The 22,752-nt window shown below is 64.7% G+C and carries 15 protein-coding genes and 1 pseudogene; 12 read left to right on the forward strand and 4 right to left on the reverse strand.

The genetic code is table 11. The features are described 5' to 3' along the window. Positions 1–48 precede the first annotated feature (48 nt). The 5 genes and pseudogenes from WJU18_RS02095 to WJU18_RS02115 all read left to right on the forward strand — a co-directional run bounded on the left by WJU18_RS02095 (position 49) and on the right by WJU18_RS02115 (position 5,488). Complete coding sequence (locus WJU18_RS02095) at positions 49–1,752, forward strand: acetolactate synthase large subunit (RefSeq protein ID WP_423458525.1); 1,704 nt, start codon at positions 49–51, stop codon at positions 1,750–1,752. A 78-nt stretch (positions 1,753–1,830) separates the two neighbouring features. Continuing rightward, positions 1,831–2,298: pseudogene (locus tag WJU18_RS02100) on the forward strand (M81 family metallopeptidase); the annotation flags it as partial. A 52-nt stretch (positions 2,299–2,350) separates the two neighbouring features. Next, positions 2,351–3,256 carry an MlrC C-terminal domain-containing protein gene (locus WJU18_RS02105; protein WP_423458526.1) on the forward strand — a complete coding sequence of 302 codons (906 nt, stop codon included), beginning with the start codon at positions 2,351–2,353 and terminating at the stop codon, positions 3,254–3,256. A 41-nt stretch (positions 3,257–3,297) separates the two neighbouring features. Beyond that, positions 3,298–4,134, forward strand: a complete 837-nt coding sequence (locus WJU18_RS02110) for a LysR family transcriptional regulator (RefSeq protein WP_423458527.1) — start codon at positions 3,298–3,300, stop codon at positions 4,132–4,134. A gap of 154 nt (positions 4,135–4,288) precedes the next feature. Further along, the gene (locus tag WJU18_RS02115; protein WP_423458528.1) at positions 4,289–5,488 is read left to right on the forward strand and encodes a pyridoxal-phosphate-dependent aminotransferase family protein; all 1,200 of its coding nucleotides are present in this window, start codon (positions 4,289–4,291) and stop codon (positions 5,486–5,488) included. A 4-nt stretch (positions 5,489–5,492) separates the two neighbouring features. Here the strand turns inward: WJU18_RS02115 and WJU18_RS02120 are convergent, their stop codons facing one another. Beyond that, the gene (locus WJU18_RS02120) at positions 5,493–6,983 is read right to left on the reverse strand and encodes an amidase (RefSeq protein ID WP_423458529.1); all 1,491 of its coding nucleotides are present in this window, start codon (positions 6,981–6,983) and stop codon (positions 5,493–5,495) included. Positions 6,984–7,211: 228 nt separating this feature from the next. Between WJU18_RS02120 and WJU18_RS02125 the strand changes: the two genes are divergently transcribed. Both WJU18_RS02125 and WJU18_RS02130 read left to right on the forward strand, forming a co-directional pair. Then, positions 7,212–8,549, forward strand: coding sequence for an NAD(P)/FAD-dependent oxidoreductase (locus WJU18_RS02125; protein WP_423458530.1), 1,338 nt, complete (start codon positions 7,212–7,214; stop codon positions 8,547–8,549). Positions 8,550–8,570: 21 nt separating this feature from the next. Next, positions 8,571–9,908, forward strand: a complete 1,338-nt coding sequence (locus tag WJU18_RS02130) for an aspartate aminotransferase family protein (protein ID WP_423458531.1) — start codon at positions 8,571–8,573, stop codon at positions 9,906–9,908. On the opposite strand, the gene WJU18_RS02135 is transcribed toward WJU18_RS02130, so the two are convergent. Continuing rightward, positions 9,905–10,393 carry an Lrp/AsnC family transcriptional regulator gene (locus tag WJU18_RS02135; protein WP_423458532.1) on the reverse strand — a complete coding sequence of 163 codons (489 nt, stop codon included), beginning with the start codon at positions 10,391–10,393 and terminating at the stop codon, positions 9,905–9,907. The genes WJU18_RS02130 and WJU18_RS02135 overlap by 4 nt on opposite strands. A gap of 178 nt (positions 10,394–10,571) precedes the next feature. On the opposite strand from WJU18_RS02135, the gene WJU18_RS02140 reads away from it, so the two are divergent. The 5 genes from WJU18_RS02140 to WJU18_RS02160 all read left to right on the forward strand — a co-directional run bounded on the left by WJU18_RS02140 (position 10,572) and on the right by WJU18_RS02160 (position 20,258). After that, positions 10,572–14,174: an indolepyruvate ferredoxin oxidoreductase family protein gene (locus WJU18_RS02140; RefSeq protein WP_423458533.1), complete on the forward strand. Its 3,603-nt coding sequence runs from the start codon at positions 10,572–10,574 to the stop codon at positions 14,172–14,174. 238 nt (positions 14,175–14,412) lie between these two features. Further along, on the forward strand, positions 14,413–14,754 hold the full coding sequence (gene yajC, locus WJU18_RS02145) for a preprotein translocase subunit YajC (protein WP_423458534.1): 342 nt from the start codon (positions 14,413–14,415) through the stop codon (positions 14,752–14,754). A gap of 286 nt (positions 14,755–15,040) precedes the next feature. Next, positions 15,041–16,930, forward strand: coding sequence for a protein translocase subunit SecD (secD, locus tag WJU18_RS02150; protein ID WP_423458535.1), 1,890 nt, complete (start codon positions 15,041–15,043; stop codon positions 16,928–16,930). 24 nt (positions 16,931–16,954) lie between these two features. Further along, complete coding sequence (gene secF, locus WJU18_RS02155) at positions 16,955–17,905, forward strand: protein translocase subunit SecF (RefSeq protein ID WP_423458536.1); 951 nt, start codon at positions 16,955–16,957, stop codon at positions 17,903–17,905. 61 nt (positions 17,906–17,966) lie between these two features. After that, positions 17,967–20,258 (forward strand): DUF1631 family protein, encoded by a 2,292-nt coding sequence (locus WJU18_RS02160; protein ID WP_423458537.1) that lies wholly within the window; start codon positions 17,967–17,969, stop codon positions 20,256–20,258. Positions 20,259–20,630: 372 nt separating this feature from the next. On the opposite strand, the gene WJU18_RS02165 is transcribed toward WJU18_RS02160, so the two are convergent. Then, positions 20,631–21,134: a DUF494 family protein gene (locus tag WJU18_RS02165; RefSeq protein ID WP_423458538.1), complete on the reverse strand. Its 504-nt coding sequence runs from the start codon at positions 21,132–21,134 to the stop codon at positions 20,631–20,633. A gap of 396 nt (positions 21,135–21,530) precedes the next feature. Continuing rightward, positions 21,531–22,679 (reverse strand): DNA-processing protein DprA, encoded by a 1,149-nt coding sequence (dprA, locus tag WJU18_RS02170; RefSeq protein ID WP_423458539.1) that lies wholly within the window; start codon positions 22,677–22,679, stop codon positions 21,531–21,533. Between the last annotated feature and the right edge of the window lie 73 nt (positions 22,680–22,752).

The raw sequence follows: 22,752 nt of genomic DNA on the forward strand, positions 1-22,752 counted from the left end.
ATTGCCGAAGCCCTCATCCGGGCCTATTGCAACTCAGGAGACCAACGCATGAATGGGGCAGAGATCGTCGTCCGGACACTTATCTCGCAAGGCATCGACCTTTGTCTGGCCAATCCCGGTACCTCGGAAATGCATTTCCTCGCGGCCATGGATACCCAACCCGGCCTGCGACTCGTCCTGGCGCTGCATGAAAACGTGGCCACGGGTGCGGCCGACGGTTTCGCGCGCATCGCGGGCCGCCCTGCCTCGACTCTGCTGCACCTCGGCCCAGGCCTTGCCAACGGATTGTCCAATCTGCACAACGCCAGCCGGGCGCTCTCACCCGTCATGAACATCGTGGGCGACCATGCGGTGGCACACCGCCGCCTGGACGCTCCACTGACCTCGGACATCGAGGCGCTCGCGCGCACTGTTGGCGTGTCCACCTGTACCGCACAGCCCGGTTCGGACATCGCGGGGGCGACGGCCTCGATGATCGCCCAGGCGCGCGGCCCGGTCCCGGGCGTGGCCACGTTGCTCCTGCCGGCCGATACCGCATGGTCTGAAGCGCCGGAGCATGCCGTAATGCCGCGGGCGGCCGCACGGCCTTCGCCGCCGGAAGCGTCCGCGCTGGACGCGGCGGCGGCAGCCCTTCGCCAGCCTGGCGCGGTGTTGTTCCTCGGATTCGGAGCCCTGCGCGGCCAAGCGCTGGAAGCCGCCGGACGCATTGCGGCCGCCACGGGCGCCGCCCTCCTCGGACAGACCACCAGCCCCGTGCTCGACCGCGGAGCCGGCCGCGTCTGCGTGGAGCGCTTGCCGTTTGCCTCCGATGCGGCACTGCGCCGTCTGGCTGCCGTGCCGGCGATGGTGCTGGCTGGCGCGCGGGCACCTGTGGCCTTCTTTGCGCGGCCGGAGCAACCTGGCCAGCTCTGGCCGCCAGGCTGCCGGATGGTGGAGTTGGCCGCACCGCACGATGATGCGCTGCGCGCACTGACCATGCTGGCCGAGCATATCGGCGCTGCGGCATCGGCAGACGTTCGCCGCTATCCCGCCAAGCTGGCGCATGAAGCCGAGAGCTGGATCGGGCAAGCCCTGGCCTCGTCCATGGCGGAAGACACCATCCTCGTTGACGAAGCCTTGACCCACGCAGTGGCCATCGCCTCGGCCACCGCTGCGGCGGCACCCCATCTGTGCCTGCAGAACATGGGTGGTTCGATCGGCTATGGCGCCCCTGCAGCGACTGGAGCCGCCCTGGCTGCTCCGGGCCGGCCGGTGATCGCTGTCATCGGCGATGGCTCCGCCATGTACACCATCCAGGCCTTGTGGACACAGGCGCGAGAAAAACTTCCGGTGATCACGCTGATCGTCGCCAATCAGGCCTATCGCATTCTCGAGCTGGAGGCGGCCCGAATGGGTGTGCGCGATCCTGGACGGGCGATGGAAAATGACCCCCACGCTTCCCCGCTTCGCGAGGTGCGCTGCCCCCCAGGGGGGCTTTCTCATCTTGGGAGCGGCCCGGCGATGAGAAATGACCCCCACGCTTCCCCGCTTCGCGAGGTGCGCTGCCCCCCGAGGGGGCCGCTTTCTCATCTTGGGAGCGGCCCGGCGATGAGAAATGCACTCCACATCGGCGCGCCCGACCTGGATTTCGTCAAGCTTGCCGAGGGCATGGGCGTACCGGGGCGCCGTGTGCGCAATGCAGCGCAATTGGCCGAGGCGCTGGCCGAGGGCCAGCGCCTGCACGGTCCCATGCTGATCCAGGCAGACGTCTGAGGAGCGTACTCCGTGAGCCGCGTCTTCATCGGAGGCATTGCCACCGAATCCAACTCTTTTGCTGCTGTCCCCACCGCGATGGCCGACTTCGAAGAAGCGGGGATTTTCCATGGCGATGCCACGCAGCACCCGTCCGCTCATTTCACCGCACCATTGCATCGCTGGCGACTCCATGCCGAGGCTGCGGGCCATGCGGTGGTGGAAGGCTTGATGGCTTGCGCCCAACCCGGCGGCATCACCACCGCCCGCACCTGGACAGCGCTGCACGACCGTCTCGTGCAGGACCTTCGAGACGCCGGTCCGGTGGACTTGATCCTGCTCAACCTGCATGGCGGCATGATCGCCGACGGCGAACCTGACTGCGAAGGTGCCTTGCTGCAGGCGGTCCGTGAGATCGCGCCTCGGGCGGTCATCGGCTGCGAACTGGACCCCCATTGCCACCTGACCGACCGCATGGTCCTCAACGCGGACCTGATCGTGACCTACAAGGAATATCCGCATACCGATATCGTTGCGCGGGCTGACGACCTGTGGCGGCTGGCCGCGAAGACCCTCGCGGGCGAGGTGCGGCCTGTGGCCGCGCGGGCGAGACTGCCACATGCTGTCGGTCTGGCACACGACGCGCGCGCCCATGAGCGAGTTCGTCCAGGAGATGCTGGCCGCCGAACAGCGTCCGGGGATCCTGTCCGTCAGCTTCTGCCATGCCTTCGCGCTGGGCGACGTGCCCGGCCTGGGTTCGCGTATGCTGGTCTATGCCGATGGCGACGCCGGGATGGCCCAGGCGCTTGCCAGCCAGATGGCGGAGCGTGTCTGGTCCATCAGGGCGCAAACCCGCATGCATGGGCTCGGTACGGTCGAGGGCGTCAACCAGGCCCTGGCTTACGGTGGCGGGCTGCCAGTCATCATCGCTGACGTCTCGGACAACCCGGGCATCGGCGCGGGGGCGGACAACACCGACCTGCTGGCGGAGTTGATCCGGCGGGAAGTGAAAGGTGCGCTCGTCGGCCTCGTATACGACCCGATGGCTGTCAACCTGTGCCTCGGGGTGGGTGAGGGGGCAGCCCTGCATTTGCGTGTAGGCGGGAAATTCAGTCCACGCTCGGGCGCGCCGCTGGATTTGCGGGCCCGGGTTCTGCGCCTCGCGCGGGGCCAGGAGCAGACCACCGTCGGGGGGCAGCGCATGGGCATTGGCAACGTCGTGCTGCTAGAGACCGAGGAAGGCATTCGCATCGCGCTGAACGATGTACGCACGCAACTCTTTCACCCCGACGCTTTCGCCGGCGCTGGCATCGATTTGACGAGTTGCCCGATCATCGTGGTCAAGTCCACTCAGCATTTCCATGCGGGTTTTGCGCCGCTGGCCGGCGAGATCCTGTACGTACGCACCTCGGGTGCAGTCCGGTTCGAAGGCCCTGCCTCGCCTTACCGTGAGCGAGATGGCGACTACTGGCCTTGCGTGGAATGGCCGACGGGGTGGGCGCATCTGAAATCCGCGTCGGGCTAGAGCCTGCTTACAGGCCCACACTAAATGAGAGACTTGGCGACATGCGCATCAATCACCGCCAACTGGAAGCCTTCAGGCAATTCATGGAATCCGGTACCGTGACGGCCGCCGCCGAGCGGTTGTATGTCACCCAGCCCGCGATGAGCAAGATGCTCGCGGCGCTGGAGTACGACCTGGGCCTCACGCTTTTCGTCCGCGAAAAGAAGCGCCTCACGCCCACGGACGATGCGCGTCTCCTGTACAAAGAGGTCCGGCGCCTCTTGTCTTCGGTCACAGCCATCGAGCGTTTCGCGCAGGATCTGCGCCATATCCGCGCAGGTGACCTGCGCATCGTCACCGCCGCGTCGCTGGGGCATACGCTGGTGGCCGACGCCGTTGAGGTCTTTGTCCGCGAGAATCCGGAAGTCAACGTCGCGCTCGAGATCTCTTCGTCGGTCGGGCAGGATCTGCTGGCGCAGAATGTCGATATTGGCTTTTCGGTCACGCAGTTCCATCATTCCGCGCTGCACTCCGCGCCGCTGTTCCATGCCGATGCGATCTGCGTAGTGCCGAAGGACCACCCGTTCAGCCAACGGGAACGCATTGTTCCCGAGGACCTCGAAGGGGTTGACTTCATCTCCTTCCTGCGCGAAAGCCGCATGCGCCACATCATCGATGCGGTATTCGAGCAAAGCCGCGTGAGCCGGCGCTTGCGCATGGAGGTTTTTCCTCTGCCGAGGCGAACGCGCTGGTTTCCCGCGGATTCGGCGTTTCCATTGTCGAACCGATCAATGTGCGCTACGGCTATTGGCCCGATCTGGTCGGCATTCCGTTTGTGCCCTCGATCGAGTTCACTTTTTCATGGATGCGGCCTCGCGAGCGGGGGAACTCCCGCTTGAGCGATCGTTTCCTGGAAATTCTCACGCAGCGGGTAGCGGACATCGCCGAAGGCGGCGCTCCGGATCTGCCGCGTCTGTCATTGCGCACACCCGCCCGCCCGCGGTAGGCCCGCTCGCGGCGAACTTCCTGCTACCACTGAAATCTCCATCCCCCATGCACGACACTGGCCGCCACTATCTCGCCATTCCCGGGCCCTCGGTGATCCCCGACCGCGTGCTGAATGCCATGCACCAGGCCGCGCCGGATATCTATGCCGGCCCGTTGCCCGATATGGTGCCCGGGCTGTTTGACGATTTGAAAGCGCTGGTGCGCACCAAACACCACCTTGCCGTCTATATGTCCAACGGACATGGTGCCTGGGAGGCTGCCAATGCCAACCTGTTTACGCGAGGAGACAGCGCGCTGGCCCTGGTGACCGGTCTCTTCGGAGAGTCCTGGGCCAAGACCGCTGAAGCCTTCGGGGTGACGGTCACGCGGCTGGATTTCGGGCTTCAAGGCGCTGTTCAGGCGGACCGTGTGGAATCCGCGTTGCGTGCGGATGTCCATCATCGTATTCGCGTTGTCCTGATGTCGCACGTCGACACCACCACGTCTGTGCGCAACGATGTCGCCGCCGTCCGGGCGGCCTTGGACACCGCAGGCCATCCAGCGCTCCTGGCGGTGGACGGCATTGCCTCGATCGGCTGCGATGTCATGGAAATGGACCTTTGGGGTGTCGACGTCTTGGTCGGAGCCAGCCAGAAGGGCATGATGACGCCTCCTGGTTTGGGTTTCGTCTGGCTGAGCGAAAAGGCGCGGCTGGCATGTGAAACGTCTGGATGGCGCACCCCTTATTGGGACTGGACGCCACGCATCCAGCCGGCCTATTTCTACCAGCGGTTCGGTGGCACGGCCCCCACGCACCATCTGCTGGCCCTGCGGGCTTCGCTCGACATGATCCTGCATGAGGAAGGGCTGGAAACCGTGTGGAAGCGGCACGCCTTGCTGGCCCGGGCGGTAGCTGCCGCATTCGATGCCTGGGGGGCGGATCCGCAATCGGCCATCGGATTGAATGTGCCTGATCCAGCTTGCCGATCGCACGCAGTGACCACGGTCCGCTTTCCCTCGCCGATGGCGACGCGTATCCGGCAATGGTTGCAGGCACATGCGGGGATCACGCTTGGCATTGGCATCGGCATGGCGCCCGAGGGTGATCCCGCCGCCGACGGCTACCTGCGTATCGCGCACATGGGGCATGTGAACATGCATATGACGCTGGGAGTCCTCAGTGCCCTGGAGGGGGCCATGCTGGCGCTGGGCGTTCCGCACGCGCCTGGCGGTGCTGCACGGGCCGCGGCCGTGTTGGCCGCCTGATACTTCAGCGGGCTGGCGGCGGGTAGGGGAGAGAGCCGCCTGCACCGGCCAGCGACGGCCAGTGGGATGCCCAGGGCATCATTTCTTCCAGTGCGGCTGCAGTCCCGAGGAGACGGGGCTCGGCATCCCACGGGGCCACCAACTGGACGCCCAGGGGCAGCCCCTGCGCATCGAAACCCGCGGGTACGCTCAAGGCCGGATGCCCGGTCAGGTTGAAGAGCCCGGTGTAGCAATACCACTGCTCGCGCAATGGGCCCACCGTTTCGCCATCGATGGCGAGCAGCTCGTGCTGCTGGTGGTCGACCCGTGGTGCGGCGGACGACACGGTAGGCGTCAGTAGAAGATCGTGGTCCGAGAAAAACGTTTCGACCGAGCGGTACAGAGCAGTCCGGTCCGCAGGCGCGCGCTGGACTTCTTCAAGGGTTTGGGATGCACCTTCTTCCAGGGCATCAACCAGCGAAGGATCCATGCGGTCCCGATGGGTCGCCAGCATCGGCCGCAGCCGGATGTTCTGGTAGGCACGCATCATGGTCACCAGGAGCTGGCGTCCGTTGTTCACCGGCTCCGGGTGCCAACGAACCACGGCACCGGCCTCCTGCAGCAGGCCGGCCGTGCGCTCCAGCGCGGCCCCCATGCCAGCCGAGACGCGAGCATTGCCCATCTTCTCGATCACCAGGACACGTCGCCCGCGCAAGCCGCTCAACGGGTTGTCCCCTTGCCTGAGCGGAGCGAGGTAGTCAGGGGGCTGGACACCGCGCGACCAGGGGTCTTCCGGCGCCGGGCCGGCAATGGCCTGCAGCCCCACGGCCAGATCAGCCACGGTGCGGGCGGCCAACCCCAGCGTGATGAAATTGGTGAAAAGCTCGACTGCCGCTTCGTTTGGAATACGTCCCAGTGTGGGCTTGAGGCCCAGCACGCCACAGGCGGAGGCCGGAATTCGGGCCGAACCCGAACCATCGGTGGTGAGGGACAGCGGCCCCAATCCTGCGGCCACCGCCGCCGTGGATCCGCCGCTCGAACCTCCCGGCGAATACTCGAAATTCCACGGGTTGCGGGTGTGCCCGTAACGCGGGCTCGAGGTCAATGCCTTGTGCCCATATTCCGGCGTAGTGGTCTTGCCCAGCAATACGCCGTCGGCCGCGCGCAGACGTGCCACAGCCACCGCATCGCGGGCGGGAACATTCCCTGCGAGCAGGTGCGATCCAAACGCCGTTTCGAGTCCGGCGGTCGCGATCAGGTCCTTGACGCTGAAGGGAACACCGCCCAGCGGACCCAGGTTTTCACCTCTTGCGAGCCGCGCGTCCAGTGCATCGGCGGTGGCCAGGGCGCCCTCGGCATCGACACAGGCAAATGCGTTGATCTTGGGATCCATCGCGCCGATGCGGTCCAGCATGGCCCGCGTGATTTCTCGAACACTGACCGTGCGCCGCGCCACGGCGTCAGCGATTTGTACGGCAGTCCATTGGTGCAGAGGATGGTGCAGGGGATGGCTCATGCGTCAGTTCAGAAGAGAGAAATCAGAAAGGGCTTTGCCCAATCATCCATGCGCGCGAAATGTGGCGCAAATAGCCAATTCAATCATGATCATTCCTTGCTGGCATGAACTGGCATCGAGGGCGCTTCCATAACGCGCAGGCATCAACTCCATGCCATTCCGACTTTGACGCCTTGGCCGGGCCGTCTTTCAATTGGGGCGTTATTGATTCACCTCCTCATTGCCAGCATGAGCCGCCGAAGCGACGACCTGTTCTCCTCCGATTTCCGCCCCGAACCCTATTGGTGGCGCGAGTTTCGCCCCACGCCACTTGAGACGTCCGACCCCGGCCGTACCCACGATGTCGCCGTCGTGGGCGGTGGATATGCAGGGCTCGCGGTGGCGCTCGAGGTGGCCCGCCATGGCCTGTCGGTCATCGTCTTCGAGGCGGGCCTCTTCGGGGAGGGCGCCAGCACGCGAAGCGGAGGTGCCCTGAGCGCGGGCCTGAGCATCGGCAAGAGCCTTACCGGCAAGGCCCTCGACTATCCGCCCCAGGTGGTTGACATGGTCGTGGGCTGGGCCCGCGACTCCTTCGCGCATCTGGAGCGCTTCATAGAACAGGAGCGCATCGATTGCCACTTCGAGCGGCGCGGGCGCTTCCTCGGCGCCTGCGCGCCGCGGCACTACGATTGGCTCAAGGTGCGCTTCGAGAAACTCCAGCGCAGCGGCGCCAAGGATTGCCGGCTGATCGAGCGTGGCGAGCAACGCCAGGAAATAGGCAGCGACTTCTACCACGGAGGCCTGGTTTTCAATGCGGCGGCCAAGCTGCATCCTGCCTTGCTGTACCGGGGCTACCTGCAAGCCTGCCTGAGGCAACCGGGCATCACCCTGGTGGATCAGACCAGAGTTCATGGCCTTGAGCGCAGCAGCAATGGCCGCGGCAGCGGCTGGGCCCTCGATACCGAGCGCGGGCGGTTCAGCGCGCGGCAGGTGGCGGTCTGCACCAACGGTTATACGGGCGATCTGGTTCCCAAGCTGCACCACCGGCTGGTGCCCGTGGCCAGCCACATCATCGTGACCGAGGAGATACCGCCCGAGCTGGCCAAGCGGATCTCGCCCAATGGCCGTACGTTCTCGGAGACGCGGCGCATCATGCACTACTTCCGGCTCACACCCGACGGCAAGCGCGTGCTGTTCGGAGGCCGCTCCAGATTCACTGAAACGCCCTTCGAGCTCAACGCGAAGCTGCTGCACAACAGCCTGGTCCGGCGTTTTCCAGAACTCGCCGACGTGCGAGTGGCCCACGCCTGGCAAGGCAACGTGGCCTTCAGCGGCGATGCGTTGCCCCACGCGGGCGAATTCGATGGCGTGCATTACGTGGCAGCCTGCTGCGGCGGCGGCATCACCGTGATGCCCTATCTGGGCTCGCAGGTGGGGCAGAAGATCGCCGGCACGGTGACGGGGCAGACCGACTTTGACCGGGTGGCGCTGCCGCCGATCCCTTTCTACCGTGGCAAGCCCTGGTTCCTGCCGGTGGTCGGAACGGCCTTCCGCGTGGCTGACTACGTCGATGAAAACATTCTCTGAACAGGACTGACAGGACTGCCCATGCCCTCTGCTTCCAACGTATCTCTGATCCAGGACATTGCTTCCGCCTGGAGCGCGCTCGAGCCTGAGTTTCTGGCGCGCACCCCTCGAAGCCACGCGCTATTCGAGGGGGCCCTCGCGCATCTTCCCGGCGGAAACACACGCTCCGTCCTGCACGCGGATCCATACCCCGTCTATGCGGCTTCGGCGGAAGGCGCCGAATCCGTGGACGTGGACGGGCATCGCTACATCGATTTCGTCGGGGAGTTTTCCGCGGGCCTTTTCGGGCACAGCGATCCCGTGATCCGCCGCGCCATAGAAGCCGCGCTGGACCGGGGCTGGGTGATGGCTGCGCCCATTGAGGAAGAGCAGCGCCTTGCGTCGCTCCTGGCTGATCGATTTCCCTCCATCGAACAGGTGCGCTTTTGCAATTCAGGCACCGAAGCCAACCTGCTCGCCCTGGCCACCAGCCGCGCATTCACGGGGCGCGACACGGTCCTGGCTTTCGAGCACGGCTATCACGGCGGCGTGCTGACATTCTCCGAGCGGCCTTCACCGATGAATGTTCCGTTCGATGTGCGCCTGGCTCGCTTCAATGATCTGGACTCCGTTGCCGCGCAGGTCAAGGAGATCGGTACCGGTTTGGCCGCGATTATCGTGGAGCCGATGCTCGGGGCTGGCGGCAACATTCCGCCGCTCCCCGGGTTCCTGGCCGGACTGCGCACGCTGGCCGATCGTGCCGGAGCCCTCCTGATTTTCGATGAGGTCAAGACGTCCCGGCTGGGCGCCGCTGGCATGCAGGGGCGCGAGGGGGTGACGCCCGACCTGACGACGCTGGGCAAATACCTGGGCGGAGGCCTTCCGCTGTCGGCGTTCGGCGGCCGGACGGAGATCATGCAGCGCTTCGATCCCAAATCGCCGCAGGGGCTGAAACATGCCGGCACGTTCAACAACAACATCTGTTCGCTTTCTGCGGGCCTCGCGGGTATGGGCATTGTCTACACGCCGGAGCGGGCCAACGCGTTCACCGCCTGGGGAGATGACGTGCGAGAGCGTATCAATGCCCGGTTCCGCGCGATGTCCCTGCCCATGAAGGCCACCGGCGTGGGCTCGATCCTGTCTCCTCATTGCACGACGGGGCCCATCTGCACTCCAGGCGACATTCCGCCTGCCAATGCGGCCATGGGCAAGCTCTTGCACAGGGCCCTGCAGCTGGAGGGCGTGCTGGTCTGCGCGCGCGGTGACATCTATCTCTCGCTTCCCATGACGGAGGCGCATATCGAGCGTCTGGTGGCCGGGCTGGCGAACGTTGGCGACCGTTACCGAGGGCTGATCGAACGCGCTGCCGTGGGTTTCTAACGCGCTTTTCTTTGCGTCAGGTGCCCCAGCGGCAGCGTGCCAACGGCTTTCACCTCGCCCAGTGAAAAGCTGGTGTGCAGGTCTTTCACACCGGGCAGGTTCAGCAGCACATCGCGGGCGAACTGGCTGAAGGCGTCCAGATCGCGGCTGACCACCTGCAGCTCGAAGGTGCCGCTGCCGCTGATGTAGTGGCAGGAAACCACCTCCGGCAGGTGCTTGATGCGCTCCTCCAGCTCGCGCGTGACGCTGCCGGCGTTGCGTTCGGCGTCCAGCCGCACGAAGGCCAGCACGCCCAGGCCGATCTTGTGGCGGTCGATCTCGGCGCGGTAGCCGCGGATGAAGCCGGCTTCTTCCAGCGCCCGCACCCGCCGCCAGCACGGCGCGGCCGAAAGCCCCACACGCTGGGCCAGTTCCGTGTTCGTCAGGCGGCCGTCGGCTTGCAGATGTTGCAGGATGGCCAGATCGTAGGAATCAAGTCTTTCCATGAGTGCTTGATTTTAGAAAGAATATTTCCATATTGGCGTTGGTAAGGGAACGCAAAGAAAACACTTATCACCTCAGGCGGCATACACTTTGCGTTCAAGCCACGGCGATTCCGCCCACCGGTGGAATCCACCGTTGATGCTGCCCACAAGGCGGTGAAGCCACAAGGAGACACGCACGATGAATGCCCCTCTGCCCGAGCACATCCGCAAGGCGCTCGAAACCGTCACGCTCGACGACAAGTACAGCCTGGACTACGGCCACGCCTTCATGAGCGGCATCCAGGCGCTGGTCAAGCTACCCATGCTGCAGCGCCAGCGCGATGCCCTCGCCGGCAAGAACACCGCCGGTTTCGTCAGCGGCTACCGCGGCTCGCCGCTCGGCGGCTACGACCAGGCGCTGTGGAACGCGAAGAAATACCTGCAGGCGCAGAACATCGTCTTTCAGCCCGGCGTCAACGAGGAGTTGGCCGCCACCGCCGTGTGGGGTACGCAGCAACTGGGTTTTGCCCCGCCGGGCTCGAACAAGTTCGATGGCGTGTTCGGCATCTGGTATGGCAAGGGCCCGGGGGTAGACCGCAGCGGAGACGTGTTCAAGCACGCCAACATGGCCGGCACCACGCCCTGGGGCGGCGTGATCGCCGTGGCTGGCGACGACCACGTCGCCAAGAGCAGTACCGCCGCGCACCAGAGCGACCACATCTTCAAGGCCTGCGGGCTGCCCGTGTTTTTCCCCGCGTCGGTGCAGGACATCCTGGACCAGGGCGTGCATGCCTTCGCCATGAGCCGCTACGCGGGCGTCTGGGCGGGCATGAAGACCATTCAGGAGATCGTGGAATCCAGCGCCACGGCGATGATCGATCCCGAGCGCGTTCAGATCAAGGTTCCCACCGATTTCGAAATGCCCCCGGGCGGCGTGCATATCCGCTGGCCCGACGCGGCGCTGGTGCAGGAAGAGCGCCTGTTCAACTACAAGTGGTATGCCGCATTGGCTTACATCCGCGCCAACCGCCTCAACCACAACGTGATCGAAGGTCCGAACGACCGCTTGGGGTTGATCGCCAGCGGCAAGGCCTACAACGACACCCGCCAGGCGCTGATCGATCTCGGGCTGGACGATATCACCTGCCGCCAGCTCGGTATCCGCCTGCACAAGGTGAACGTGGTGTGGCCGCTGGAGGCCACGGCCACGCGCGAGTTTGCGACCGGGCTGCGCGAGATCCTCGTGGTGGAGGAAAAGCGCCAGGTCATTGAGTACCAGATCAAGGAAGAGCTCTATAACTGGCGCGCCGACGTGCGTCCCAACGTAGTAGGTAAATTCCACGGAGACGAGGGTGGCGATTTCTCGGGTGGAGAATGGTCGCACGCCAATCCCATGGGCAACGAGTTGCTGCGCGCCACCGCCGATCTCTCCCCCGCGCTCATTGCGCGGGCGATTGCCCAGCGGCTGAGCAAACTGGGCATCGATGCCGACATGCAGGCGCGCCTGGACCGGCAGCTGGCCATTCTCGATGCCTCCGAGCGCGGCCTGAAGGCACTGGAGATCAGTGGCGCTGGCGCTCAGCGCCAGCCCTGGTTCTGCTCCGGTTGCCCGCACAATACCAGCACCCGTGTGCCTGAGGGCTCACGCGCCATGGCGGGCATCGGCTGCCACTTCATGACCATCTGGATGGACCGCGCCACCGTTGGATTCACGCAGATGGGCGGCGAGGGCGTGCCCTGGGTCGGCCAGCAGCCCTTCAGCAATGAGAAGCACATGTTCGCCAACCTGGGCGACGGCACCTATTTCCACAGCGGTATCCTGGCGATCCGCCAGAGTATCGCCTCGGGTGTGAACATCACCTACAAGATTCTCTACAACGATGCCGTGGCCATGACCGGCGGCCAGCAGATCGGCGAGCGGCCCGAGGGCCTTTCGGTGATCCAGATCGCGCAGAACATGCGCGCGGAAGGCGCCGCCAAGATCACCATCGTCACCGACGAGCCGGAAAAATACGACCATGCCCGCGAGCACGGCCTGCCCGAAGGCATCGAGATACAGCACCGTGACAAGCTCGACGCCGTGCAGCGCGAGTTCCGCGAGATCCCAGGCACCACCGTCATCATCTACGACCAGACTTGTGCCACGGAAAAACGCCGCCGCCGCAAGCGCGGCACCATGCAGGATCCGGCCAAGCGAGTCTTCATCAACGAACTGGTCTGCGAGGGCTGCGGCGACTGCAGTGTGCAGAGCAACTGTCTCAGCGTCGAGCCGCTGGAGACCGAGTTTGGCCGCAAGCGCACCATCAACCAGAGCACCTGCAACAAGGATTATTCCTGCCTGAAGGGCTTCTGCCCGAGCTTCATCACCGTGGAAGGCGGCACGCTGAAGAAGAAGGCCAAGGAAAAGGCCCGCGCCACTCCCCAGGATCTGGGCGCGCTGCCCGAGCCAGTCCTGCCCGCCATGCCTACGGCCTACGGCATCGTGGTGGCCGGGGTGGGCGGTACCGGCGTCATCACCATCGGGCAATTGCTTGGCATGGCGGCGCACATCGAAGGCAAGGGCATCGTCACGCAGGATGCGGCGGGCCTGGCGCAAAAAGGCGGCGCCACCTGGAGCCACGTGCTGATCGGCAACAGCCAGGACGATATCCGCACCACCCGCGTGAGCATGGCCGCGGCTGATCTGATCATCGGCTGCGATCCCATCGTCACGGCGGACAAGGAAACCGTGCTGCGCATGCGTGAAGGCCGCACGCACGTGGCGCTGAACGTGCACGGCACGCCCACGGCGGCTTTCGTGCGCGACGGCGCCTGGAACAACCCGGCCGAGCGCTGTGCCGCCGACATCGGGCGCGCCGTGGGCCCGCAGGGCCTGAGCGGCTTTGATGCCGACGCCATGGCTTCCCGGCTGATGAGCGACACCATCTACGTCAATCCCATGATCCTCGGCTATGCCTGGCAAAAAGGCTGGGTGCCGCTCGGCCGCGAAGCGCTGCTGCGCGCCATGGAGCTCAATGGGGTGCAGGTGGAGAACAACAAGACCGCGTTCGAGTGGGGCCGCCAGGCTGCCCATGACTGGCAGCGTGTCGAGAAGCTGCTCAAGGATGCCAGCGGCGCCGGTGGCGCCCAGGTGATCGAATTCAAGAAGCGCGAGACGCTTGAGTCCATCATCGCCCGCCGCGTCGAGTTCCTGACGGGTTACCAGAATGCCGCGTACGCCAAGCGCTACCGCGATTTTGTCTCCCAGGTGCAGCAGCGGGAAGCCGTCCTTGGCAAGACCGCCCTGAGCGAGGCCGTGGCGCGCTATCTGTTCAAGCTGATGGCCTACAAGGACGAATATGAAGTCGCGCGGTTGCACAGCGATCCGGCATTCGTGGAGCGGATCAAAGGCATGTTCGAAGGCGAATTCACGTTCAACTACTATTTGGCGCCGCCGAAAACCGCCCAGCGCAACGAAAAGGGTGAGTTGATCAAGAAAAAGTATGGCCAGAGCATGCTGCGCAACTTCCGCTGGCTGGCCAAGCTCAAGGGTCTGCGCGGCACCGCGCTGGACATCTTCGGCAGGACCGAGGAGCGCCAGACCGAGCGTGCCTTGATCGGGCAATACCGTGCCAGCATCGAGGAAGTGCTGGGAGCGCTGACCGCGGAGAACCACGCCACGGCGGTCGAAATCGCCCGTATTCCCGAGCAGATCAAGGGCTACGGCCATGTGAAGGAGCGCAACCTCCAGGCGGCTCGCGCACGCTGGGACGAGCTGATGGCCGCCTACCGCCAGCCAGGAGGGCAGCAGAAGGCGGCATAGGTATATTTAGATAGGGATATTAGATGGGGGGATCCTGGAGATACACCTATATCTAAGAGTCCCCGGTTTTACCCCCTCTCTCTGGGAGAGGGGGTAAAACCGGAGTAGAAGCCCGGCGTCTCAAGGGGCGGCTTGGTTTCCAGCTTTCCCAGGCGCTTAGAATATAAGGTTCTCCGCGCTCCCCAGGAGCGCCCGCGCGTGCCTGCGCCCATTCACCGCCTTTTCCAGGAGACCGCTGGTGTTCATTTCCAACGCTTTTGCCCAGACCGCCCCGGCCGCTGCCGCAGAGGGCGGCATGACGTCCTCGCTCATGAGCATGCTCCCCCTGCTGCTGATGTTCGCGGTGCTGTATTTCATCATGATCCGCCCTCAGATGCGCAAGCAGAAAGAGCATCGCGCCATGATCGACGCCCTCGCCAAGGGTGACGAAGTCGCCACCGCTGGCGGCCTGATGGGCCGGGTCACGGCCATCTCCGAAGGCAGCATGACGCTGCAGATCGCCTCGGGCGTCGAAGTGCAGATGCAGCGCAGCGCCGTGGTGCAGGTTCTTCCCAAGGGAACCATCAAGGCTGGTCTTTGATCCATTCCGAGGGTCTTTAGGAACGTGTTTACGATCTCCTCGCGGGTCCCTTGCGCCCGAAAAACTGCGTCTGCGGCGTTGAAAAGCCTCGCGATACCACAGGTATCCCTGCGTTTTTCGCCTTGCAGCCGCAGCTTTTCGAACACAAGAGCCCTCGCGACGAGATCGTGAACACGTTCCAAGTAAAAAGGCCCTGTCATTCCCGCGCAGGCGGGAATGACAGCCGCGCAAGTTCTATTAGCCTGGCCGCCCCCGCCTTGGCAGCCCATCGATCGAGTCTTTCCCCATGAACCGTTATCCGTTATGGAAATACGCCGTCATCGTCGTCGCGCTGCTGGTGGCGGTGATCTACACCCTGCCCAACCTGTTCGGCGAGGCGCCGGCAGTGCAGGTGTCGGCTGGCAAGACTTCCACGAAGATCGACACCTCCACCCAGGAAAGGGTTGAGCAGGCGCTGAAGGATGCCGGCCTGCAGCCGGACATGATCACGCTGGATGGCGGTTCGGTGCGTGCACGCTTCACCACGCCGGACGACCAGCTCAAGGCCAAGGACGCCATCCAGCATGCCCTGGTGCCAGATCCGTCCGATGCCGCCTACATTGTGGCGCTCAACCTGGTGTCGCGCTCACCTGCCTGGCTGACCGCCCTGCACGCCAAACCCATGTACCTGGGCCTCGATCTGCGCGGCGGCGTGCACTTCATGCTGCAGGTGGACATGAGCGCAGCGATCACCAAGCGCCTGGATACGGTGGCCAGCGACATCCGCGTTGCCCTGCGCGAGAAAGACATCCGCCATGGCGGCATCAGCCGTGAAGGCCAGACCGTCGAGATCCGTGCCCGCGACGCAGCCACCCTGGAGGCCGCCCGCCGCGTCATCACCGACCAGCTGCCGGACATGCTGGTGGCGCCTGCCACCGGCTCCGAGAACACGCTGGTGGCCACATTCAAGCCCGAAGCCCTGCGCAAGGTGCAGGATCAGGCCATCAAGCAGAACATTACTACCCTGCACAACCGGGTCAACGAGCTGGGCGTGGCCGAGCCGGTGATTCAGCAGCAAGGCGCCGACCGCGTCGTGGTGCAGCTGCCGGGTGTGCAGGATACCGCCAAGGCCAAGGACATCCTGGGCCGTACCGCCACGCTGGAGATGCGCCTGGTCGACGAAAGCGCGGAAGGCCACGCGGCCGAACTCAACAACGGCCCGGTGCCCTTTGGCTCCGAGCGTTTCCTGCAGCCTGACGGCCGCCCCGTGATCGTCAAGCGCCAAGTCATTCTCACCGGCGACAGCCTGACGGATGCGCAACCTGGCTTCGATTCGCAGACCCAGCAGCCCAAGGTCGATCTGACCGTGGACGCCAAGGGCGGCCGCATCATGCGCGATACCAGCCGCGAGAACCTGAAGAAACGCATGGCCATCATCTTGTTCGAAAAGGGCAAGGGCCAGGCGCTGACGGCACCCGTGATCCAGGGTGAGCTGGGCAACCGTTTCCAGATCTCGGGCTCCATGACGGTTCCCGAGGCCAACGACCTGGCCCTGCTTCTGCGCGCCGGCTCGCTGGCTGCGCCCATGGAGATCATTGAAGAGCGCACCATCGGCCCGAGCCTGGGCGCGGAAAACATCAGCAAGGGCTTCCACAGCGTGATGTGGGGCTTCGTGGTGATCGTGCTGTTCATGTCGGCCTACTACATGCTGTTTGGCGTGTTCTCGGGCATTGCGCTGTCGTTCAACCTGCTGCTGCTGGTGGCCATCCTGTCGATGCTGCAGGCCACGCTCACCCTGCCCGGCATGGCGGCCATGGCGCTGGCGCTCGGCATGGCGATCGACGCGAACGTGCTGATCAATGAGCGCATCCGCGAGGAACTGCGCGCCGGGGCTTCGCCGCAGGCGGCCATTCATGCGGGCTACGACCGTGCCTGGGCCACCATCCTGGATTCGAACGTGACCTCGCTGATCGCCGGCCTGGCGTTGCTGGCCTTTGGTTCCGGCCCGGTGCGCGGCTTCGCGGTGGTGCACTGTATCGGTATCGTGACCTCCATGTTCTCCGCCGTGTTCTTCTCCCGTGGCGTGGTGAACCTCTGGTATGGGCGCAAGAAGAAGCTCAAATCGGTGTCGATCGGCACGGTATGGCGGCCCGAAGCTACTGCGGGCGAGCTGGGTAAACCCGGCAAGACGGTATAAGTCGGGTTCAGGAAGGCCAGATCCATGGAATTTTTCAAGATCAAGCGGGACATCCCGTTCATGAAACACGCGTTGATCTTCAACGTGGTTTCATTCCTTACTTTCGCGCTGGCGGTGTTTTTCCTGGTCACGCGCGGGCTGCATCTGTCGGTGGAGTTCACGGGCGGCACCGTGATGGAAGTCGCCTACAGCCAGCCGGCCGATCTGACCAAGGTGCGCGGAACCGTCTCGTCGCTGGGCTACAACGATGTTTTGGTGCAGAACTTCGGCACTTCGCGCGACGTCATGATCCGGCTGCCGGTGCAGAAAGACAAGACTTCGGCGCAGCAGAGCGCCCAGGTGCTGCAGGCGCTCAAAGCCGACGCGCCCGATGTGGAATTGCGCCGGACTGAATTCGTCGGCCCGCAGGTGGGCCAGGAGCTGGCGATCGACGGCTTGAAGGCCCTGGCCTTCGTGATCATCGGCATCATGATCTACTTGGCTGTGCGCTTCGAGTGGAAGTATGCCGTGGCGGGCATCATCGCCAACTTGCATGATGTGGTCATCATCATGGGCTTTTTCGCTTACTTCCAGTGGGAATTCTCGCTGGCGGTGCTGGCGGCCATCCTGGCGATCCTGGGATATTCGGTCAACGAGTCGGTGGTGATTTTCGACCGTATCCGTGAGGCCTTCCGGCGTTTCCGCAAGATGACTCCGATCGAAGTGATCGACCACGGCATCACCGCCAACATCAGCCGGACCATCATCACCCACGGTTCCACGCAGATCATGGTGCTGTCGATGCTGCTGTTTGGCGGCGAAACGCTGCACTATTTCGCGGTGGCGCTGACGATCGGCATTTTGTTCGGTATCTATTCCTCGGTGTTCGTGGCTGCGGCCCTCGCCATGTGGCTGGGCGTCAAGCGTGAGGACCTGATCAAGCCGAACCGGCGTGAGGGCGACTCCAATGATCCGAACGCAGGCGCGGTCGTGTGAAGCTCGCCCGGCGCGGTGCGTCATGCGATACTGAAATCCGTAATCGCTCGCACTGCGCCTCATGGTGACTTCCTCGTCCCAGTTCATTCTTGACCGCCGCCTGGCACAGCAGGCGCGCGAGCGGTATGCCAAGGCGCTGGATCCGTTGATCACCGGGCTGGCGCGCACCATTCATCAAGAACTGCGAGGCCTGACGCAGGGCAACAGCAGCAACATAAGTTCCGCGCAGCTGGCAATGGACGCCTTCGTCCGTTTCCAAGCCGAATATCGGCGCTGGGCGACAGCGGTGTATCAGGACTGGCGGGCTGCCCTCCAGCGCAGCGGTACGGCCGACGCCAGCATCAGCCAGTCGGCCGCACTGGGGTTGCTGGACGACGAGGTCGTTGAAAAGGAGATCCTGGTCTCGCGTTTCAGTTTGGCGGTCCAGGACAAGGCGCACTGGGAACTCAACCACCTGCGCATGCGTATCCAGCGTCTGGAAGGCGGCAGGGAGTTGGCCGGCGCCGATCTCTTCCGCCCAGAAGTGTTCGCACGCCTGCTGATACAAGCCTGGCTGGATTGCGGAATGACACGCCCGATGTGGGCTTTGGTCCAGGACAGCGTGCATGCCCAGGTCGCCCAGCACCTGAACGAAACCTACCGGGACGTCAACGAATTCCTGGTCAAGAACGGCGTCATGGCGGAGATCGATCTGAAGTCCATGGTCCGGCGCACGGAGGACTCGGGTTCGCCAGCCTCACCAGCGCAGATGCGTGAAGCACAGGAAACGCGCCAGCATGGGGCCGCTTCTCCCATGGCTTCGGCAGCTACGGCCGCGGCGCCTTCTTCTCCCTTGGCGCGCGCGCGCCAGCGTGCATGGGATGTGCTCGGCCAGGTGCGGCGTCTGCTGGCTGACCACACTGCTGCGGGGTCAGCGTCAGGGTACGCTGCGGCGCCCTCTCTGGCATCCACCCCGCCCTCGCCGCCCCTGGCCCGGGCCTTGCTTGAGCGGCGGGATCCCTTCGCACCCACTGAGCTCGCGGCTTCGGGCCAGGCGGTGACGATGGTGATGCCGGTCAGCGTGGAGGTAGCGGCGCTGCGGTTGCGGGAGCGTGCCGACGAACTCAAGGCCAAGGCGGAGGCACCGACCGAAAAGGCCATCATTGAAATCGTGGCCTTGATGTTTCAATCCATTTTGGCCGAGGAGCGTATTCCTGCCTCCGTGCGGGTATGGTTTGCGCGCCTGCAGTTTCCCGTTCTGCGGCTGGCTTTGGCGGAGCCCGATTTTTTCGCATCGGTGGAGCATCCGGCGCGCCGGCTGATCGACCGCATGGGCGCGTGTGCCCTGGGTTTTCACGCGGGCGAGATCGCTGGCAGCCAGTTGGAGCGCGAGATCAAGCGTATCGTGCAGGTGATCGAGCAATACCCGGAAACCGGCCGGCGCGTCTATCAACTGCTGTTCGAGGAATTCAAGCGGTTTCTCGGCCGCTCGCTCACCAAGGGCAGCACCGCACAGCAAGTGGCCACTCTGGCGCAGCAGGTGGAGCAGAAGGAAGCGCTGTCGATCCAATACACCATCGAGCTTCGCAAGATGCTCGCTTCCTTGCACGTGCGCGAGGAGATGCGCGAGTTCCTGTTCCGCGTCTGGGCTGAGGTGCTGGCCATGGCCGCTGTGCGGCTCGGACCGCAGCACGAGCAGACCTTGCGCTACAAGCAGGCGGCCGCTGATCTGCTGTGGGCGATCAGTGCCAAGCCCACGCGGGCCGAGCGCAGCCGCGTGGTGCAGCAGTTGCCTGGTTTGCTGCACAGCCTGCGGGAGGGCATGAACATCCTGGCGATACCGGCTGCCACCCAGGACAGGCACATCAAGCTGGTCAATGACGCCGTGATGCAGGCTTTCGTCTCGCGGGCCGAAGGCATGTCCGCTGAAACGCTCGACGAACTGGTGCGCGGCATCGCCGGCCTGGAAGACGTGGTCACGAACGACGCCGAGGGCGACGTCATGCTCGATCCGGGCCTGATCGAGATGATGTCCGGTGTCGATGCCGCCATGCTGGAAGTGATCGCCATCGGTGGTACGGAGCCTACGCGCCCTGTGCTGGCATGGGCGGAGGAACTCGATCTGGGCGCCTGGTTTGCCCTTGACCGCAGTGGCTCGACGATGCGGGTGCAGTATGTCTGGAAAAGCCAGCGAGGCCAGTTGCACCTGTTTGCCTCCAGCGCCGGCAAGAGCTACCTCGTACAAACGCGCCGCCTGGCCTCCTACCTGCAAGCGGGCTTGCTGGTTCCCATGGAAGACGAAGCCCTCACCGTCCGCGCTACCCGCGAAGCCCTCGCCAAACTGGACGCCGAACCCAGCCGCCTGCTGGGATAAGGCGTTACCCAACCTACGAACCTGCAAGCTCAAAAGGCCGCGGAGCAGGCCATGCAAGTACTGCCGCGGAGCGGGCTTGGCCCGGCCGCTGGCAGCGTCCCCTAGGGGAAGGCGCGCCAGCGCCTCAGGGGGCTTAGTTAGGCAAGCTCAAAAGGCCGCGGAGCAGGCCATGCAAGTACTGCCGCGGAGCGGGCTTGGCCCGGCCGCTGGCAGCGTCCCCTGGGGGAAGGCGCGCCAGCGCCTCAGGGGGCTTAGTTAGGCAAGCTCAAAAGGCCGCGGAGCAGGCCACATACGCGGGCACCCGCGGAGCTGGCTTGGCCAGGCCGCTGGGCGCGTCCCCCTGGGGGAAGGCGCGCCAGCGCCTCAGGGGGATCAATTCCTCCAGCGGCTGCGCACGTCATCGCACAGCTCATCAAGGATCAGCACGTCCGGCTCTGCGCCGACGGACCAATACACCATCAGCACGATGATTTTCAGGTCATCCAGATCCAGTGGCGGTTCGGGGATGGCCAGAGCGCGGTCGATCACCACTTCGCGCAATTCGGGCGGCAGCGCTCCCGCGTCTTCCAGAAAACGGATGCAGGCGATGCATTCGGAACCCAGGCGCTCCATCTCCTGCGGTGCATAGACGCGCATGCTGTCCGGTGCGGCAGGCCAGGTAGGGGGCAGGGCGGCGGCGCGTGGGTTGCGTTCGCTGTCGTCGGGCACCAGCAGGCCGCGTGCGGCATTCTGCAGGCCTTCCAGCCAAGCGAGCGCTTGCTGGATGTCCTTGCGTTCGAACCCGGCCGTGCTCAGCTTGCGGCCGAGCTGCTCGCGATCGGGGCAAGCCGCGCCACCCCAATAGTTTTCGTACACGAACACGAGTACTTCATACATGAAGCCAATATAACACCCCCCTGAGGCGCTTGCGCGCCTTCCCCCCAGGGGGACGCACCTGGCGGCCTGGCAAAGCCGGGATAGGTTCCCCCCTGAGGCACTGCGTGCCTTCCCCCAGGGGGACGCACCCAACGGCCTGGCCAAGCCAGCTCCGCGGGTGCTCGCGTATGGCCTGCTCCGCGGCCTTTTGGGTTCGCTGCGCTCGACACAACCTGCCTGCTGAGCACCATACTGCCGTGCTTTTCAGAGGGAGTTTGCAAATTAAAGAGGCTCCTTCCCCTTCTGGGGGAAGGTTGGGATGGGGGCTCTCGAAGCGCATCAGACCAGCAGAGCTTGTTGGCCGCCCTAGTTCGTAGGTTGGGTTGAGCGAAGCCCAACAGGGGGCTGCTGTGTCTCTCAAGCCTGCACGAGGCGCTGAAACAATCCGCCTGGCAGGCGTGCCACGCGTCCATCGAGTTCCAGTTCCAGCAGCCGGGCTTGCAGCGTGGCGGTAGGCAAGCCTGTGCGCGCCTGCAGGGCGTCCAGGCTGGCGGGGTCCGCGCCGAGCGCCTCCAAAATGCCGGTTTCATCCCGGGCCGGCGCAGGGGGCGTCGAAAGAGGGCTTGGGGAAACCGGGGCCGCTGGCCAATGCAACTCCTCCAGCACATCCTGCGCGCTTTCCACCAGCTTGGCGCCTTGCTTGATCAGGGCGTGGCAGCCGCGTGATTGCGGGCTATGGATGGAGCCGGGGATGGCAAACACTTCCTTGCCCTGCTCGTTGGCCATGCGTGCCGTGATGAGCGAGCCCGATTGCAGCGCGGCTTCCACCACCAGCGTGCCCCGCGCCAGGCCGGAGACCAGCCTGTTGCGTTTGGGAAAATTGGGCGCCAGCGGCGGAGTGCCCAGCGGGTACTCGCTCACGATCAGCCCGTGCTGCGCGATGCGGTGCGCCAGATCCCTGTGCTGGCGCGGATAGACGCGATCGATCCCCGTGCCGATGACAGCAATGGTGGCCAGGCCGAGAGGCTCAAGCCACTGCTGGCTTCCTTCCAGTGCGCCTTCATGGGCGGCGCCATCCACACCCAGCGCGAGGCCGGACACCACCGTCAGCCCGGCGCTGCTGAATGCGCGGGCAAACTGCTGCGCGTTCAGGCTTCCCTGAGGGGTAGGGTTGCGACTGCCCACCATGGCGAGCGCGCGTACCGGCCAAGGGCGTACCTGGCCCAGCAGGTAAAGCATCAATGGCGGGTCCTCAATGGCCAGCAGGCTTTCGGGATAGTCTGCATCACCCAGGGTGACGATGCGCCGGACCGTGCCGCCCTCCGGATCGGCGCTGGCGTCTGCCAGCCAATCGAGCGTGGCCTGCAACTGCTCTGCCAACTTGGGCGGCTCCTGCGTCAGCGCCTTCGCCTGAGCGGGGCTCACCAATTGTTCCAAGGCCGCCGTGCCCTGTTCGAAAATCGCTTGTGGCAACCCGAAGGCGGAGAGTAGCCTGCGCGCACTGTCATTGCCGACGCCAGGCGTCATCGCCAGCCGTAGCCAGGCTCCCAATTCTTCACGGTCCATCGAAACGCTGAAATTCTAAAGGCTGCGGAGCAAGCCACGCCAAGGCACCCGCGGAGCGGGCTTGGCCCGGCCG

The sequence above is a fragment of the Ottowia sp. VDI28 genome (genome assembly GCF_049532675.1).
GTDB lineage: Bacteria > Pseudomonadota > Gammaproteobacteria > Burkholderiales > Burkholderiaceae_C > Ottowia.

What these genes read in the sequence shown, in the direction of transcription:
- WJU18_RS02095 (WP_423458525.1), top strand. Translation starts at nt 49, where the DNA reads ATGAATGGGGCAGAGATCGTCGTCCGGACACTTATCTCGCAAGGCATC.
- WJU18_RS02105 (WP_423458526.1), top strand. Translation starts at nt 2,351, where the DNA reads ATGCTGTCGGTCTGGCACACGACGCGCGCGCCCATGAGCGAGTTCGTC.
- WJU18_RS02110 (WP_423458527.1), top strand. Translation starts at nt 3,298, where the DNA reads ATGCGCATCAATCACCGCCAACTGGAAGCCTTCAGGCAATTCATGGAA.
- WJU18_RS02115 (WP_423458528.1), top strand. Translation starts at nt 4,289, where the DNA reads ATGCACGACACTGGCCGCCACTATCTCGCCATTCCCGGGCCCTCGGTG.
- WJU18_RS02120 (WP_423458529.1), bottom strand. Translation starts at nt 6,983, where the DNA reads ATGAGCCATCCCCTGCACCATCCTCTGCACCAATGGACTGCCGTACAA.
- WJU18_RS02125 (WP_423458530.1), top strand. Translation starts at nt 7,212, where the DNA reads ATGAGCCGCCGAAGCGACGACCTGTTCTCCTCCGATTTCCGCCCCGAA.
- WJU18_RS02130 (WP_423458531.1), top strand. Translation starts at nt 8,571, where the DNA reads ATGCCCTCTGCTTCCAACGTATCTCTGATCCAGGACATTGCTTCCGCC.
- WJU18_RS02135 (WP_423458532.1), bottom strand. Translation starts at nt 10,393, where the DNA reads ATGGAAAGACTTGATTCCTACGATCTGGCCATCCTGCAACATCTGCAA.
- WJU18_RS02140 (WP_423458533.1), top strand. Translation starts at nt 10,572, where the DNA reads ATGAATGCCCCTCTGCCCGAGCACATCCGCAAGGCGCTCGAAACCGTC.
- secD (WP_423458535.1), top strand. Translation starts at nt 15,041, where the DNA reads ATGAACCGTTATCCGTTATGGAAATACGCCGTCATCGTCGTCGCGCTG.
- secF (WP_423458536.1), top strand. Translation starts at nt 16,955, where the DNA reads ATGGAATTTTTCAAGATCAAGCGGGACATCCCGTTCATGAAACACGCG.
- WJU18_RS02160 (WP_423458537.1), top strand. Translation starts at nt 17,967, where the DNA reads ATGGTGACTTCCTCGTCCCAGTTCATTCTTGACCGCCGCCTGGCACAG.
- WJU18_RS02165 (WP_423458538.1), bottom strand. Translation starts at nt 21,134, where the DNA reads ATGTATGAAGTACTCGTGTTCGTGTACGAAAACTATTGGGGTGGCGCG.
- dprA (WP_423458539.1), bottom strand. Translation starts at nt 22,679, where the DNA reads ATGGACCGTGAAGAATTGGGAGCCTGGCTACGGCTGGCGATGACGCCT.